Origin of the sequence: Salinicola avicenniae (genome assembly GCF_023736115.1) — a bacterium.
Taxonomy (GTDB): Bacteria; Pseudomonadota; Gammaproteobacteria; order Pseudomonadales; family Halomonadaceae; genus Salinicola; species Salinicola avicenniae.
The window spans coordinates 217,331-233,428 of sequence record NZ_JAKQZC010000005.1 but is presented as its reverse complement, the minus strand read 5'-3'; the positions used below and the strand labels follow the sequence as shown (position 1 = coordinate 233,428).

Sequence of the window (16,098 nt, the reverse complement as noted above, 5' to 3'; positions counted from 1 at the left end):
ACCGACAACGCTGTGCGCTTCGCTCGTGATCTCGAATTCACCTCGCGCGACTTCGAGCGGATTCGGGATCTGATCTATCGGCGGGCGGGTATCGTCATGGCCGATAACAAGCGCGAGATGGTGTACAGCCGTCTCGCCAAGCGGCTTCGCCTGCACGGCATGACACGGTTCGCGGACTATCTGGCCTTGCTGGAGGCCAAGTCCGATTCGGAGGAGTGGGAGTCCTTCACCAACGCGCTGACTACCAACCTGACGGCGTTCTTCCGGGAAGCCCATCACTTCCCGATGCTCGCCGAAGAGATTCGCCGCCGCGGCCCGGCTATCAAGATCTGGTGTGCCGGGGCCTCGACGGGGGAGGAGCCCTACTCGCTGGCGATGACGGTCGCCGAGACACTGGGAGCCGCCGCCAGCCAGGTCAAGATCCTGGCAACCGATATCGACACCGATGCCCTATCGACGGCGAGACAAGGCATCTATTCACTGGAGTCGGTGGAAAAGATGGGTGAAGCGCGCTGCCGGCGCTTTTTCCAACGCGGCAGCGGCGCGAGGTCGGGCAAGGCGCGTGTGCGGCCTGAAATCGCGACCATGATCGACTTTCGGCCGCTCAACCTATGCGCGCCTTCCTGGGCGCTGAACGGGCCGTTCGACGTCATTTTCTGTCGCAATGTCATGATCTATTTCAACAAAGACACGCAGACGCAGATTCTGCAAAAGTTCGCGTCGCAACTGAAGGCCGACGGCCTGTTGTTCGCCGGTCATTCGGAAAATTTTTCGTTCATGAACCAGACCTTCCGTTTGAGAGGGCAGACGGTTTACGCACTGGCATCCTCGGCGCCTCGCGCGATGCCTGACGCCTCGCGATAAGGAGAGACGGTGAGCTCAACAATCAAAGTACTCTGCGTCGATGACTCCGCGCTGATTCGCGACCTGATGACGAAGATCATCAACTCTCAGCCGGACATGACCGTTGTCGCCACGGCGCCGGATCCGCTGGTAGCGCGAGACCTGATCAAACAGCACAATCCCGACGTGCTGACCCTGGATGTGGAAATGCCACGCATGGACGGACTCGATTTTCTCGAGCGTCTGATGCGTCTGCGACCCATGCCGGTACTGATGGTCTCCTCTCTGACGCAGCGCGGCTCGGAGATCACCCTTCGCGCCCTTGAATTGGGGGCCGTCGACTTCGTTGCCAAGCCAGAAGTCGGTATTCGCGACGGCATGATGGAATACGCCGGCATGATCGCGGACAAGATTCGCGCGGCCGCGCAGGCGCGCCCCAGTCGGCAGGGGCAAATGGCGGCGCCTTCGACGCCAAAGCCGGCGCTAAAGGCGCCGATTCTGTCGAGCGAGAAGATTATCATCATCGGCGCCTCGACCGGCGGTACCGAGGCGATCCGGCAAGTCATCGAACCGTTGCCGGCCAACAGCCCCGCCGTATTGATCACCCAGCATATGCCGGGCGGATTTACCCGTTCCTTTGCCGAACGCCTGGACCGCCTTTGCAAGGTCAGCGTCAAGGAAGCAGAAGCGGGCGAGCGGGTCCTGCCGGGCCACGTCTATATCGCACCTGGCGACTGGCATATGCGGTTGTCGCGTTCCGGTGCCAACTACGTGATTGCGCTGGATAACGGGCCGGCCGTCAATCGTCACCGGCCCTCGGTCGATGTGCTGTTCGAATCCGCTGCGCAGTGTGCCGGGCGTAATGCCGTTGGCGCCATTCTGACCGGCATGGGCCGCGATGGGGCGGCGGGTTTGGTCAAGATGCGCCAGGCCGGTGCACACACGGTGGCACAGGATGAAGCCAGTTGCGTTGTCTTCGGCATGCCGAAGGAAGCCATCGCCATGGGGGGCGCGGTCGAAGTCGTACCGCTTTCCGAGATTGCCTCACATTTGATCCAGCAGATGCATTCGGCCGGACGGGCGCAGCGAGTCTAAAGCGGGGACTTGCGCTGCCGATAACATCAGCGTGCCCGCCTACTGAATTGACGAGGAAAGACGATGTCGGACAAGAATATGAGCATTCTGGTAGTGGACGATTTTCCGACGATGCGTCGGATCGTGCGCAGCCTGCTCAAGGAGCTCGGCTTCGAAAATGTCGAAGAAGCCGAGGACGGTCAGGAAGCGCTGACCAAACTGCGCGCGGGTGGCTTCGAGTTCGTGGTATCGGACTGGAATATGCCCAACCTGGATGGTTTGGAAATGCTCAAGGAAATTCGCCAGGATCCCGCGCTGTCGTCGCTGCCGGTGCTGATGGTGACCGCCGAGGCGAAGAAAGAGAACATCATTGCGGCTGCCCAGGCCGGCGCCAACGGCTATGTCGTCAAGCCCTTCACCGCCGCGACGCTGGAAGAAAAATTGAACAAAATCTTCGAAAAGCTGGGCAAGTAACACATACGGAGGGTAGATCATGAGTGGTGCCAACCCTCAGGCCAGCATGGCGAATAATCCGGCGCCAGATGACCTGATTCGTCGTATCGGTCATCTGACGCGCATGCTGCGCGAGAACATGCGCGAGCTGGGGCTCGACAAGGAAGTGGAAAAGGCGGCGCAGGCGATTCCCGATGCACGGGATCGACTGAGTTACGTCGCCTCAATGACCGAACAGGCCGCGGAGCGTTCGTTGAACGCGATCGATACCGCGCAACCGCTGCAGAACGCACTGGAGAGCGAATCCGTCGCGCTGGACAAGCGCTGGGAGTCCTGGTTCGCCGAGCCCAAGGAGCTCGACGAAGCCAAGGCGCTGGTCGTCGATACGCGCAGCTATCTGCAGTCCGTTCCCGAGCGGACCAGCGCCACCAACGCGCAACTGCTCGAGATCATGATGGCTCAGGATTTCCAGGATCTCACGGGTCAGGTCATCAAGAAGATGATGGACGTGATCCACGAGATCGAGCAGCAGTTGCTGCAGGTGCTGATCGACAACGCCCCCGAAGGGGCGGCGGTCGAGCGCCGCGAGAAGGAGAGCGCGCCGTCCGCCTCATCGACGCCGGAATCGTTGTTGAACGGACCTCAGATCAATCCCAATGCGGCCGATGTGGTCAGCAACCAGGACCAGGTCGACGATCTGCTGGACAGCCTAGGTTTCTGATTCCTCTAGACTCCTCTCTTCTGACCCTCCCTATGAAATAGCAGGCACTTCAGCCTGCTATTTCGTCCTTTGACTTCCCGTCATGCCAAGCAGAATGTCGCCCACGCGGTGGCATTGCCGTCATTGGCGCCTTTGCGCCAGAACTAGCGGAGCGAGCGCTTGGCCGGCCAGGACGACAGCGATCAGGAAAAGACCGAACCAGCCACACCGCGACGCCTGGAAAAGGCTCGCGAGGAGGGCCAGGTTCCGCGATCCCGGGAATTGGCGACCTTCCTCCTGCTGGTCAGTGGCGTCATGGGCCTTTGGTTCTTAGGCAATGAGCTGTATGACGATCTCGGGCTGGTCATGGAGCAGGCGTTCCTGTTCGATCGCGGTCTGGTCTTCGATAGCGCCCGGATGCTCAGCCGTATCTGGTCGCTGGGGCAGCGAACACTGTTTGCGCTACTGCCCCTCTTTCTGTTGTTTACGGTGGCCGCTTTCCTGGGCCCGGTTTTGCTGGGCGGATGGCTGATGTCGGCGAAGTCGCTACAGCCGCAGCTCTCCAAGCTCAATCCGCTGAAGGGGTTGAAGCGGATGTTCTCCAGTCAGGCGCTGGCGGAGCTCGCCAAGGCCATCGCCAAGTCGGTACTCGTGGGCGGGGTCGGGGCCATTTACCTCTGGTCGCGCCGCGACGACCTGATCGCCCTCATGACGATGCCGATTCATCAGGCGTTGGCCAAGGCGATGCAGATGGCGGCGGTCGGTTGTGCGTTGATCGTGGTCTCGATGATCGTCGTGATCCTGATCGATGTGCCTTACCAGATCTGGAGTCACAACAAGAAATTGCGCATGAGTCGGGAGGATATCCGGCAGGAGCACAAGGAGAGCGAGGGGGACCCGCATGTTAAGGGAAGAATTCGCTCCCAGCAGCAGGCGATGGCGCGAAGGCGCATGATGTCGAAGGTGCCGGAAGCGGATGTGATCGTGACCAACCCGACTCACTATGCGGTGGCGTTGAGCTACGAACAGAATTCGATGGCGGCACCGCGAGTCGTGGCGAAAGGGGCAGATCATGTCGCCGCCAAGATCCGCGAGCTGGGTGACGAGCATGACGTCCCGCGGCTCGAGGCCCCGCCGCTGGCCCGTGCGCTCTACCACCATGTGGATCTCGACCAGGAAATTCCGGCGGATCTGTATACCGCCGTGGCGGAAGTGCTGGCATGGGCCTTCCGTCTGAAACAGATCGAAACCGAGGGCGGCGAGCGGCCGCCTACCCCGAGGGACCTGCCGGTCCCACCGTCTCTGGACGATGCCGAGTCGCCTGGAACGATCGATAGCGAGGAGAGGGAATGAGCGCGCTCACCCAGTGGTTCGGCCAGCGCAAGTGGCCGGGGGACACCCAATGGAAGGTGCTGGCCGGCCCCATCCTGATCATCATGATTCTGACCATGATGATCCTGCCGTTGCCGCCCTTCGCGCTGGACATCTTCTTCACCTTCAATATCGCGCTGTCGATCATGGTGCTGCTGGTCAGCATGTTTACCGAGAAGCCGCTGGATTTTGCTGCTTTTCCGGCCGTGCTGCTGTTTTCGACGCTGCTGCGTTTGTCGTTGAACGTGGCGTCCACGCGCGTGGTGCTGATGGAAGGGCATCAGGGGGGCGACGCGGCGGGCAAGGTGATCGAGGCGTTCGGGGAGTTCTTGATCGGCGGCAATTTCGCAGTCGGCCTGGTCGTCTTCCTGATTCTCGTGGTGATCAACTTCATGGTTATCACCAAGGGGGCCGGACGTATCGCGGAGGTTGGCGCGCGTTTTACGCTGGATTCCATGCCCGGCAAGCAGATGGCCATTGATGCGGACCTCAACGCGGGGCTGATCGGTGAAGAGGACGCGCGCACGCGTCGCAGCGAGCTCAATCAGGAGTCCGAGTTCTACGGATCCATGGATGGGGCGAGCAAGTTCGTACGCGGCGATGCCATTGCCGGCCTGTTGATCATGGTCATCAACCTGATCGGCGGACTGATGATCGGTGTGGCGCAGCACGGGCTGCCGTTCAGTGAGGCCGCGCGCACCTATACGCTGCTGACCGTGGGTGACGGTCTGGTTGCGCAGATTCCGGGCCTGGTGATCTCGACCGCCGCGGGTGTAACGGTGTCCCGCGTCAATACCGATCAGGATGTCGGCCAGCAGCTTCTCAGCCAGCTCTTCAGCAATCCTCGCGTCATGTATCTGGCGGCTGGCGTCATGGCGTTGCTCGGTGTCATTCCGGGGATGCCCAATCTCGTCTTTCTGCTGTTTGCGACGTCGCTGGCGTCGGTCGGCTGGTGGCTGACGCGTCGCGATCAGGCGCAGGTTTCGCGTGAGGTTGAGGAGCGCGCGCCACCGACGGTACAAGAAACGCCCGAGGCCAGCTGGGACGACGTCCAGCTGGTCGATACCTTGGGTTTGGAAGTCGGCCATCGTCTGATCCCCCTGGTAGACCAGCGACAGAAGGGCGAACTGCTGGGACGAATCAAGAGCGTGCGCAAGAAATTCGCTCAGGATGTCGGCTTTCTGCCGTCGGTCGTGCATATCCGCGACAACCTCGAACTCAGTCCCAATACCTATGTCATTACGCTGCGGGGTGTCGAAGTCGGTCGTGCGGAGGCGTATCCCGGCAAATGGCTTGCCATCGATCCGGGGCATGTCTCCGGGGCGATCGATGGAACCCGGACTCAGGATCCCGCTTTCGGGCTGACGGCCTACTGGATCGAAGAAGCGCAGCGGGAGCGGGCGCAGATCTACGGCTATACGGTGGTGGATGCCAGTACGGTGGTGGCGACGCATCTCAATCACCTGTTGCATGAAAATGCCGGCGACATGCTGGGCCGAGCAGAAGTGCAGCAGTTGCTGGACAAGGTATCGGAACAGCAGAAGTCGCTGGTCGAGGATGTCGTTCCCAAACTACTGCCGCTGACAACGGTCCAGCGAATTCTGCAGAACCTGCTGGCCGAGGATGTGCCGATCCGCGATATGCACACGATTATGGATGTGCTGGCGGAATTCGCGCCGCAGCAGACCGATCCCAACGAGCTGACAGCCTTGGTGCGCGTGGCGCTGGGTCGCGCGATTACCCAGCAGTGGTTCCCCGGCAAGGATCCAATGCACGTGATGAGCCTGGACCCCAAGCTGGAGCAGGTCTTGTCGCAGGCGCTTGGCAACGGCGGTGCGCTGGAGCCCGGCTTGGCCGACACGTTGATGCAGCAGACCGCCGCGGCAGTCGAGCGCCAGCAGCGCCGGGATGAGCCCACCGTGCTGGTAGTCCCGCATGGTCTGCGGGCGCTGCTCGCGCGCTTTCTGCGCCGCCAGATCAAGTCGCTGGTCGTGCTTTCCCAGGCAGAGATCCATGATGATCGCCACCTGCGCGTCACCACGACCATCGGCGCGTCGAATTAATGGCCAGGCATTGGCGGGCCAATGGCGTGTTGGTCGGATGTCTTCTGCTGGGGCTGGTGCCGTGGCAGCCTGGTTGGGCGACAGCGGGAAGTTGGGTCGGAACGTTCTCGCGTCTGGTCGTGCCGGTCTCGGATCGCCCGCTCGAGAGTCATCAATTGGCGCCTCCCCCGGAAAGTGCCGGCGCGAAAGTGACACGAGTGAGATGGCGTTTCTCCAGCGACGCCCCGGCCGGGGCGATGCGTGCCTGGTTATGTCAGGGCAACTTCTGCATCGCGCTTCGCGGCGAGCAGGGTACAACACAGCAATTTGCGGGTCGCGCCGCGGACAGGACACTGGCGTTTCGATTCCAGCGTCTGCCCGTTGCCAATCACGCCGGGGTATCGACGGTGACTAATGGACAGCTGATCGTCGACTATCGCCGTTAGGTGCCGTATCGAACCTGCGCTGGCGGCAAAAACCGGAAATAGCCGTCGGAAGACGGGGAGTTCACAAACTTGGATACCACGCTGCCCGCCATAATGGGCTAGCTGGCCACCGCTCTTGACGGCCAGGACGGCGTTAACCACGAGGCCATTCGATGTATACCGCACAGGGCAAAATCGATCAGCAGGCAATGATGGAACAGTACATGCCGATGGTGAGGCGCCACGCGCTCTCGCTGCAGGTACGCTTGCCTGCCAGCGTGGAACTGGACGACCTGATCCAGGCAGGTATGGTCGGTCTGCTGGATGCCATGGGGCGTTATGACAACTCCCACGGCGCCAGTTTCTCGACCTATGCCAATCAGCGGGTGCGCGGTGCCATGATCGATGAGCTGCGAAGTCGTGACTGGATGCCACGAAGCGTTCGCCGCAATGCCCGCGCGCTCGATCAGGCCGTCGGCCGGCTGGAACAGCGGCTGGGCCGCGCGCCGGAAGAGCGAGAGATCGCTGCCGAAATGGGCGTCTCCGCCGAGGAGTATCACCAGTTGCTGGCCGATGCCAACAATGGCTTCCTGCTCGCCTACGATGAAAGTGATAGCGAGAATGGCGTGACCGCCGTCGCTGACGGGGGACCGCCGTCACCCTTCGACGCCTTGATCAGCGATGACAACCGTACTCAGTTGATGGCCGCCATCGATGCGCTACCGGAGCGCGAGAAGCTGCTGCTAGGCCTGTACTATCAGGAAGAGCTCAATCTCAAGGAGATTGGTGCTGTTCTCGGCGTCAGCGAATCCCGCGTCTGTCAGCTCCACAGTCAGGCGGTTTCTCGGCTGCGCGCCAAACTGAGCCACTGAAGCGGGCGCTGCGCCCGCTTCGTGGTATCGCCGATTGCTTATCAGTCGGCGCTGGCTGGCGTCGAGACAACCGCTTCGCCAATCGTGGCCCCCAACCGTTCCCACGCCTGACCCAGCGCGCGCACCAGTGCCGGGTAGCCATCATCCTCCAGCGGCTCCAGCACGGCGAAATGTCGCTGTTCGACGAGACGGTTGCCTTGCTGTAGTTGCCACTCCCCCGAAATCACCGCCTGTCCGTCGTAACGCCCCTGAAACTGGTCGACATCGACCGCCAGACGCAGAGCGTCTGTCGCCGGTGCGCCAGGGCCCAGAATCGTTGTCTCCGGCAGGAACATGGCCAGTGTCTGGCGCAGGCGTCGGCTGAGCTGGTTTCCCAGATCCTCGGCCCAGAGGTTCTGGTTGGCGGTGGTCAGCTCGATGTCGCTGAGCTGCATCACGATACCTTCCTGATCGAGATAGCTGGCCACGTCGACCGGCATGACCTGAAGCTGACGCACCGTCGGGTTTGCGTCAGTTTGCGCTAACGCTGCCGAGGGTTCGGGTAGCGTGTAGCGGGAGGCCGTCGACGTCGATCCGGCGCAGCCGGTCAGCACGAGGCTGCCGGCGATCGCCAGCAGGCAGGCCACGCCGGCCAGTGGCCGACGAGGTCGCGAGCGGGAGTCAACGGGCTGTGGCAGCGTAGGGTGGATCATCGTGGTGCCCTCGGCGTGGGATCGGCCTGAACTTCGCGATCGAAAATCAAGGCGTTGGGTTTCTCGCGCAGTGTCCGTGCGACCGGTTGAAGATCACGCATCAGTGTCTCGAGCTGCTGTAGCGTGTCGTTAAGCTGGCGATAGCCGGACGATCCGGAGGAGAACCCATTGAGCGTGCGCTGGAGTTCTTCCAGCGTATCGTTGACGCTACCCGGCAGCGCCTGGGTCTCGGGGTCGGAGACGATGGCGTTGACCGATTCCGCGATCTGCCTGACCTGCTCAAGCGTCTGCTGCGACGTTTGCATGGTCTGATCGAGTCGGGAAAGAATCGGTTCGACCTCCAGATCGTTGAGCTTGTCGAGCAGGTTGGAGACCTTCTGCTCGATCTGCGCGAAGCCTCCCGAGATGGTCGGGAAAACCGGCTTGCCGTCAAAGGTCATCGCGTCGTAGGGCGGCGCATCGTCATTGAAATTAACGTCCACGAACAGGGCGCCGGTCAGCAAGTTGCCGGACTTCAGCGTCGCGCGCAGACCGTAGTCGTTAAACATGCGCTCGAAGCGATCGTGAATCTGCTGATCATCGATGTCGCTATCCACGTTTTCACTGCTCTCCAGCCGCTGGGGTTCGATGCGAATCAGCACCGGAATGGCAAAGTTGGTGAGTGAATCTGGCTGCGGGGCGGTGAAATGCCAAGGCACGCTCTCGACGGTGCCGATTCGCACGCCACGATACTCGACCGGCGCGCCCCGACTGAGGCCGCGAACCGTGTCGTCGACCAGCAGCACGTACTCGATGTACTGATCGTAGGTGCCTTCGCGCGCGCTCTCTTCGTTGTTGTAGAGCGTGTAGGTGGCGTCCTGTTTTGCCGGACTGCCCTGGGCCACATCCTCCGGCACACCGAAGGTGACTCCACCGCTGACCAGCGTCTCGAACGAGTCGAGGTTGACGTTGACTCCCTCGGAGTCCAGCTGGACATCGATGCCCGAGGAACTCCAGAAGCGCGTCGTGTCGGTCACCAGACTGTCGTAGGGCGACTGGATGAAGAGCCGATGACGTATCTCGCGCGCGTCCGGGTCAAAGTCGGTGCTCTCGACGCGACCGACCGTGTAACCCTGGTAGGTGACCGGGTCGCCAGCGCTCAGGGAGTTGCCGACCTGGCTGACGAGATTGACGCGCAGCCCCGGGGCGTCGGGGGGCGCCACGGGCGGCTGTTCCAGGACATCGAAGTCGGTCTGGTACTCGTCGCTGTCGCCTGGTGCCAGCTGGATGTAGGCGCCGGACAGCACGGTATTGAGGCCACTGATACCTTCCCGACCGATCCTTGGCTTGACCACCCAGAAGCTCGAGGCGCTATTCAGCATGCGCTCGGCATCACGAGACATGCGGGCTGTGACCACCGTGTGCGAGAGGTCGTCGGAGAGGCGTACCGCTTCGACGTGCCCGACCTCGACATTGCGCGTCTTGATCAGCGTATTGCCGGCCTCGATGCCCTCGGCACTTTCCATGTTGAGGGTAATCAGAGGCCCACGGCTGGAGATATTGTCCCAGACCATCCAGGCGCCGATCAGCGCCGCCAGGAGCGGCACGATCCAGATGGGGGATAGCCGCGACTGCGACAGCCGGGTGGCGCGTTGCATCGAATCAGGCATCGTCGACTTCCTTGACGGGCGAGTAGGGAGATTGTCGCTTGAGCGAGGCCGGCATTGGCGGCTGCATGTCCCGGCTGTCCCAGATGAGACGGGAATCGAAGCTGTTGGCCGCCAGCATGGTGATGATGACCACGGCCGCGAAGGCCAGCGCCGCCGGGCCCGGGGTAATCGAAAGCAACGAGCCGGCATGCACCAGTGCTACCAGGATCGACACCACGAAGACATCAATCATCGACCAGCGTCCGATGAACTCCGTGATGCGGTAGAGCTTCTGACGCTTGTGCTTGAAAGCCGCATTGCCCCCGCGCTTGATGGTCAGGCAGAGCCAGGCCATGGCCAGCATCTTGCCGATGGGAACCACCACGCTTGCGGTGAAGATGACCAGGGCAATTGGCCAGTCACCGTGGCCGACGAAGAGCAGGACGCCGCCGATGATCGTCGACGGCGTCGTGTTGCCCAGCGACGTGGTAGTCATGATCGGGTAGAGGTTCGCCGGAATATAGAAGATGAGCGCGGCGGCGAGGAGCGCCCAGGTCTTCTGCACGCTATGCGGGCTGCGAAAACGCAGGGGTTCGCTACAGCGCTGACAGCGGCCGCGGCCAAAGTGGCCCAGGCGATTGACCAGCCCGCAGGTCGGGCAGCCGGTCAGCGATTGGGTGGCGGCGGTGCGGCCCACTCGGCAGCCTTCCGGGGCCAGAGGTTCCCCGGCAATCGAGAACCACATCCAGTCGCTATCGATCGAGCGGGTTGTCAGCAGCAGCAGCAGGGCGTAGATGCAGAAGGACCAGAAGGAAAGTCCCAGATCCACCGATGCCATGCCGGCGATCTTGATCAGGCTCACCAGCGCGCCGATGACGAAGACATCCGCCATCATCCAGGGCCCAAGATGGGCCAGCGCTCTGGCGATGGGTCGACTGCGCGGCAGAGGGTGTCGGCGCAACAGGCCGGTATGCAGCCAGATTACTGCCAGCAGGTAGCAGGCGGGCAGTACGATAATCGTGACCAGCACCAGGATGCCGACGATCGGGGCGTGGAAGTCGATCAGCCCGGCAGCGGTGTCGATGACGCCGATCGCGTTAGTGACCCCTCTGGCCTCGAAGCTGATGAACGGAAAGCTCAGGGCGGCAGCTAGCGCGATCAAGGCGCTGATGGCGAATGCCAGGCTACGCTCGGCGGGGCGATAGTGGCGATGACTCAGCGTATGACCGCAGCGAGGGCAGCCGGCACGCTGATGCGGCGCCAGCGGAGGCAGCGCCACCAGCAGGTCACACTCCTGGCAGGCACGCAGCCGCCGGCGCGTCTGGCGCGATTCGCTGGCGACAGTCTTTGACGTCACGGCGTCATGCGCTGCTGATCTATCCTTGCTTGTCGATACCAAGAAGAAGCCCTGTTCACTAACCGCTAGGAAAACTTTGCCCGGTTATCGGACCATAGACAATTCCGCGGGCTCGGAGGTTGGTCGATTGACCATCCATGTCATCGGTCGATTGGACACTATAGTAGGTGATATCCGCAGGTGATACGGCCTGTGCCGAAGAAGTACAATCACTTACGGCAATAACGATGCCTAGTAGAATAGGGAGCGGTGCTCTGGAACCCGGCCGGCAAGGAGGCTTGATATGGTAATCGCCCTGATCGCGATCTTGGCAGGGTTGGCACTGCTGGCCTGGAGCGCGGACCGTTTCGTCGATGGCGCCGCTGCCACCGCGCGCCATCTCGGTCTCTCGCCGTTGTTGATCGGCATGCTGGTGATCGGTTTCGGCACCTCGGCACCCGAAATGATGGTGTCGGCCCTGGCGGCCTTGCAGGGCAATCCCGGCCTGGCGCTAGGCAATGCCTATGGCTCGAACATTACCAATATCGCCTTGATCGTTGGCTTGGTGGCCCTGGTAAGCCCGCTGCTGGTGCATTCCCAGGTCGTACGGCGCGAGCTGCCCATGCTGATGCTGGTTACGCTGGCGTCCTTGTGGTGCCTTCATGACGGCCGTATCTCGCGATGGGATGCAGTGGGCTTGCTGATGCTGCTGGCCGTCTTCCTGGGCTATAGCATCTGGCGCTCTCGCCAGTCGGATCCGGATGCCTTGCAGGCCGATGTCGACGCCGATATTAGCGGCGACTCCATGTCATTGAAAAGCGGCGTGACCTGGACGCTGGTCGGGCTGGTATTGCTGATTGTCAGCTCGCGGCTGCTTGTGTGGGGGGCGATCGAGATCGCTAGCGCATTCGGTATCAGCGATCTAGTGATCGGTCTGACGGTCGTGGCCATCGGTACCTCGTTGCCGGAGCTCGCCTCTTCGATCAGCGCGGTGCGCAAGAACGAACATGATCTGGTTCTCGGCAATGTCGTCGGCTCCAATCTGTTCAATACCCTGGGGGTGGTGGGTCTGGCCGGGGTCATCGAACCGATCGATGTCGATCCGGCAGTGCTCGTGCGCGACTGGCCCGTCATGGCAGGGCTGACGCTCGTCCTGCTGGTATTCGGCATGGGGTGGAGGGGGCAGGGGCGTATCAACCGTCTCGAGGGTGGCATCTTGCTCTCGTGCTTTATCGCCTACACCGCTTGGCTAGTCGTCGGGGTGATCGGCAGCTGAGAGGCACCGAGCGCAACGATCTTCACGCCGCTTCGGACGCCTGTCCGGATCGGCTTCGATGTTGCGGGTCGCAACGCACGGCGATCTGCAGCGCGCTCTGGCCAATCACTGCCGCCACGCCCAGAACGATCGCCGATGTCAGTGCCGGATTGCCGCCCAGGCCGGCGAGGGCGGTACACAGCGCTCCGATCCCCATCTGGGTAAATCCGTAGAGACCCGCGGCGGATCCGACGACCTTCGGATTGACGCCGACCGCCAGTGTGAGTGCCGAGGGGCCCGTCATGCCCAGGCCCAGCGTAAACAGCAACATGGCGCCCTCCAGCGTCGGGACCGATGCCCAGCCCGCGAGGACGAACGTTAATAGGCCGAGCGCGGCAACCAGGCTGAGTTGACTGGCTATGAACATCAGACGCACCAAGCCGACACGATGAATGGCCCGGTGTGTGATGAAGTTGCCGATCGAGATGCTAACGATCAGCAGGGAAATATAGAAAGCCACATGGCTCGATGGCTGATGCAACTGCTCGACGAAGATAAATGGCGCCGAGGCAATGAAGGCGTACATCGAGGTAGTCATGCAGCCGCCGCCGATGGCATAGCCGATAAAGGCCGGCGAGCGCACCAGCGTGGCATACTCGCGGCGTAGCATCGTCAGGTCGACACGCCCTGTGGCGTTGCCGGTCTCCGGTAGTCGACCCCAGACGAACAGCAAATTGGCCGCCCCCAGCGTGCAAAGCACCAGCATGATCGACCGCCAGCCCAGCGTCATGCTGAGCAGACTTCCCACCAGCGGCGCCAGCGCCGGCCCGATGGCGACGATCAGATTGAGTATCGCCAGACGCTGCACCGCCTGATCGGGCTGCGCGGTGTCCCTGACCATGGCACGGCCCAGCGCCAAACCGGCGCAGCCGCCGAACGCCTGAAAGAATCGGGCGACAAGCAGCGTTTCGACGCTGGCCGCTCGCCAAGCGACAAAGCCCGCCACCGTGTAGATACCCAGGCCCAGCAACAGCGCTGGTCGGCGCCCGACGGCATCAGACAGCGGCCCGTAGAAGAGTTGGCCGATCGCCAGTCCCAAGATGTAAAGGCTGATGGTGAGCTGAATACGGGCGTTGTCGGTGACAAGATCGCGGGCGGCGGCCGGTAACGCGGGGACGAAGATATGCATGGCCAGCGTGCCGGCCAGCGTAACCAGTACCAGCATCCACAATGGCGGTAGCTGGCGCGGCGTGGCTGAGGTGTCGGTGGCTTGTCGCGGCGACGAACCGGTGGGGTGGGGCAAGTCAATCTCCGGGCGGTATCAGAGGCGATGAGCATGGGGGCGACCGCGATAAACGACGAGCGGTCGATAAACGACGGCATGGCGCGGCCGCCAGTGATGCCGGTAGCACGCTAGCAATGATGACGGTATCCAATCACCTTACGCGAAAGCCCAGCAGGCGACCACTAGAGGGTAAGGACTAGAAGGGAAGGATTGGAGGAGAAGGACTCGAGAGGGAGAACCAGAAAAGGCGACCTTGGGATAGGCTGCGTCAGTCGGCTTATTAGCCAGCGCCATTCTCCGACGGCAAAAAGCGAACCGGGCAGATTGTCGCATAGATGAATTTGCGTCGCCTGATACAGGGGGGGCGGGATAAAGCGCCGGGTAGCGCTGCAACCCGCGTAGTTGGCGACTTTCGCGAGTATTGCCTAGTGTTCGGAGAGCGTCGTGGTATCAGGGGACTTAAGGGAACTTAAACGTGCGACAGGATGTGCGACACCGCGGCACTTCGGCAATGACGGAAACGCTCCATAAGATAGGCGTTGTTGACTGATCGACACGATTGGTTAACACCCGGATAACACGATTCGGCCGACCGACGAGGCGCCGATGCCGGCCTCTCGATCGGTTATCCGATGTCCACCGCTGTCGGGGTTTCCGGTCGGCTTCAGGCCGACGAACGGATCCCGGCGCGCTTGCGAGGAGTCAGCCATGGCGTTAGATCCAATCCTGCTATCACGATTGCAGTTTGCATTCGTGGTGTCCTTCCACGCGATATTCCCTGTTTTCACGATCGGCCTGGCATCCTATGTCGCCGTGCTCCAGGGCCTCTATGTCGCCACCGGCAATTCAGTCTGGGATCGCCTGGGCTACTTCTGGACCAAGATATTTGCCGTGGTTTTCGGCATCGGCGTCGTGTCCGGGATCGTCATGGCGTTTCAATTCGGGACCAACTGGAGCAATTTCGTCCAGTTTGCCGCCAACCTCATTGGTCCGCTGCTGAGTTACGAGGTGGTAACGGCTTTCTTCCTTGAAGCCGGCTTCCTGGGTGTCCTGCTGTTCGGTCGCAACAAGGTCTCGCCGTCGGTGCACTTCTTCGCGGCGCTCATGGTGGCCGTCGGTACCTTCGTCTCCGCTTTCTGGATTCTGGTCAGCAACAGCTGGATGCAGACGCCGCAGGGGTTCGAAGTTCGCGAGGGCGTCATGCACGTGACGTCCTGGATGGAAGCCATGTTCACGCCGTCCTTCCCCTATCGCTTCATGCATATGGCGATGGCGGCCTTTCTGACGGGTGGCTTCGTGGTCTGCGGTGTCAGTGCCTGGTTCCTGCTGCGCAACCGCGACGTCGAGGTACACAAGCGCGCGCTGTCGATGACCCTCTGGTTGCTGCTGATTCTCACCCCTCTGCAAGCGTGGATCGGTGACGAACATGGTCTCAATACGCTCGAGCACCAGCCGGCTAAAGTGGCTGCGATGGAAGGTAACTGGGAAACCCAGTCGAATGTGCCGCTACTGCTGTTCGCACTGCCCGACCGTGATTTGCAGGCCAATCGCATGGAAATTGGCATTCCCAATGGCGCCAGTCTGATCCTGCGCCATGATGCCGACGGTGTGGTGCCGGGGCTGGATCAGGTGCCGGAGGACGAGCAGCCGCCGGTCTGGATGGTGTTCTACAGCTTCCGCGTCATGGTCGCGATGGGGCTGCTGATGATCTTCTTTGCCGTGGCCGGGCTGGCGCTGCGCCGCGGCGAGCGGTATGCCACGTCGCGCTGGTTCCTGCGGGGGTTGCAGGGCATGAGCCTGGCGCCGTTCCTGGCGGTGCTTGCCGGCTGGTACGTCACCGAGATCGGTCGTTCCCCTTGGCTTGTCTTTGGGGTAATGGACTATGCCGATGCCGTTACGCCGTCGCTGACCGGCGGCATGGTGCTAGCCACATTGATCGGTTACATCGCGGTCTACGCGGTGATCTTCTACGCCGGCGTCTACTACCTGTTCAAGGTGATTCGGCAGGGACTGGATGATAGCCACGCGAACCAGGGCATCGAGGATTCCGATCGCCCGGCGCGTCCGTTTTCCGCCACCCATGTGCCGTTCGATGGCGGCATTGACTCGGCTCGGAGCTAAG

Annotated in this window: 14 protein-coding genes; 10 read left to right on the top strand and 4 right to left on the bottom strand. The window is 61.8% G+C overall.

Annotated elements, in window-relative coordinates; translation table 11 throughout:
- Window positions 1–12 precede the first annotated feature (12 nt).
- From MC381_RS13175 to MC381_RS13140, 8 genes are all read left to right on the top strand, one after another.
- A complete protein-coding gene (locus MC381_RS13175; RefSeq protein WP_251978483.1) occupies window positions 13–864 on the top strand; it encodes a CheR family methyltransferase in 852 nt (283 codons plus the stop codon).
- 9 nt (window positions 865–873) lie between these two features.
- Window positions 874–1,938, top strand: a complete 1,065-nt coding sequence (locus MC381_RS13170; RefSeq protein ID WP_264297439.1) for a protein-glutamate methylesterase/protein-glutamine glutaminase — start codon at window positions 874–876, stop codon at window positions 1,936–1,938.
- Window positions 1,939–2,001: 63 nt separating this feature from the next.
- Window positions 2,002–2,391 carry a chemotaxis response regulator CheY gene (cheY, locus tag MC381_RS13165; RefSeq protein ID WP_251978213.1) on the top strand — a complete coding sequence of 130 codons (390 nt, stop codon included), beginning with the start codon at window positions 2,002–2,004 and terminating at the stop codon, window positions 2,389–2,391.
- 19 nt (window positions 2,392–2,410) lie between these two features.
- On the top strand, window positions 2,411–3,091 hold the full coding sequence (gene cheZ / locus MC381_RS13160) for a protein phosphatase CheZ (protein ID WP_251978212.1): 681 nt from the start codon (window positions 2,411–2,413) through the stop codon (window positions 3,089–3,091).
- A gap of 159 nt (window positions 3,092–3,250) precedes the next feature.
- Window positions 3,251–4,423, top strand: coding sequence for a flagellar biosynthesis protein FlhB (flhB, locus tag MC381_RS13155; RefSeq protein ID WP_251978211.1), 1,173 nt, complete (start codon window positions 3,251–3,253; stop codon window positions 4,421–4,423).
- Complete coding sequence (flhA, locus tag MC381_RS13150; RefSeq protein ID WP_251978210.1) at window positions 4,420–6,504, top strand: flagellar biosynthesis protein FlhA; 2,085 nt, start codon at window positions 4,420–4,422, stop codon at window positions 6,502–6,504. The genes flhB and flhA overlap by 4 nt, the downstream gene beginning before the upstream one ends.
- Window positions 6,504–6,929: a flagellar protein FlhE gene (locus MC381_RS18285; RefSeq protein ID WP_264297438.1), complete on the top strand. Its 426-nt coding sequence runs from the start codon at window positions 6,504–6,506 to the stop codon at window positions 6,927–6,929. Before flhA ends, MC381_RS18285 begins: the two co-directional genes overlap by 1 nt.
- Window positions 6,930–7,081: 152 nt before the next feature.
- Window positions 7,082–7,780 carry an RNA polymerase sigma factor FliA gene (locus MC381_RS13140; protein ID WP_251978208.1) on the top strand — a complete coding sequence of 233 codons (699 nt, stop codon included), beginning with the start codon at window positions 7,082–7,084 and terminating at the stop codon, window positions 7,778–7,780.
- 41 nt (window positions 7,781–7,821) lie between these two features.
- Here MC381_RS13140 and MC381_RS13135 read toward each other — a convergent pair whose 3' ends face one another.
- Genes MC381_RS13135 through MC381_RS13125 form a run of 3 tightly spaced genes read right to left on the bottom strand, consistent with a single transcriptional unit; the run spans window position 7,822 to window position 11,457 of the window.
- Window positions 7,822–8,472: a PqiC family protein gene (locus MC381_RS13135; protein WP_251978207.1), complete on the bottom strand. Its 651-nt coding sequence runs from the start codon at window positions 8,470–8,472 to the stop codon at window positions 7,822–7,824.
- On the bottom strand, window positions 8,469–10,121 hold the full coding sequence (gene pqiB, locus MC381_RS13130) for an intermembrane transport protein PqiB (protein WP_251978206.1): 1,653 nt from the start codon (window positions 10,119–10,121) through the stop codon (window positions 8,469–8,471). Before pqiB ends, MC381_RS13135 begins: the two co-directional genes overlap by 4 nt.
- Window positions 10,114–11,457, bottom strand: coding sequence for a paraquat-inducible protein A (locus MC381_RS13125; protein WP_251978205.1), 1,344 nt, complete (start codon window positions 11,455–11,457; stop codon window positions 10,114–10,116). The genes pqiB and MC381_RS13125 overlap by 8 nt, the downstream gene beginning before the upstream one ends.
- A 283-nt stretch (window positions 11,458–11,740) precedes the next feature.
- On the opposite strand from MC381_RS13125, the gene MC381_RS13120 reads away from it, so the two are divergent.
- Window positions 11,741–12,712 carry a calcium/sodium antiporter gene (locus MC381_RS13120; protein WP_251978204.1) on the top strand — a complete coding sequence of 324 codons (972 nt, stop codon included), beginning with the start codon at window positions 11,741–11,743 and terminating at the stop codon, window positions 12,710–12,712.
- Window positions 12,713–12,734: 22 nt separating this feature from the next.
- Here the strand turns inward: MC381_RS13120 and MC381_RS13115 are convergent, their stop codons facing one another.
- Window positions 12,735–13,994 (bottom strand): multidrug effflux MFS transporter, encoded by a 1,260-nt coding sequence (locus tag MC381_RS13115; protein ID WP_251978203.1) that lies wholly within the window; start codon window positions 13,992–13,994, stop codon window positions 12,735–12,737.
- 690 nt (window positions 13,995–14,684) lie between these two features.
- Here MC381_RS13115 and MC381_RS13110 point away from each other — a divergent pair.
- Complete coding sequence (locus MC381_RS13110; protein WP_251978202.1) at window positions 14,685–16,097, top strand: cytochrome ubiquinol oxidase subunit I; 1,413 nt, start codon at window positions 14,685–14,687, stop codon at window positions 16,095–16,097.
- Window position 16,098: the final 1 nt, after the last annotated feature.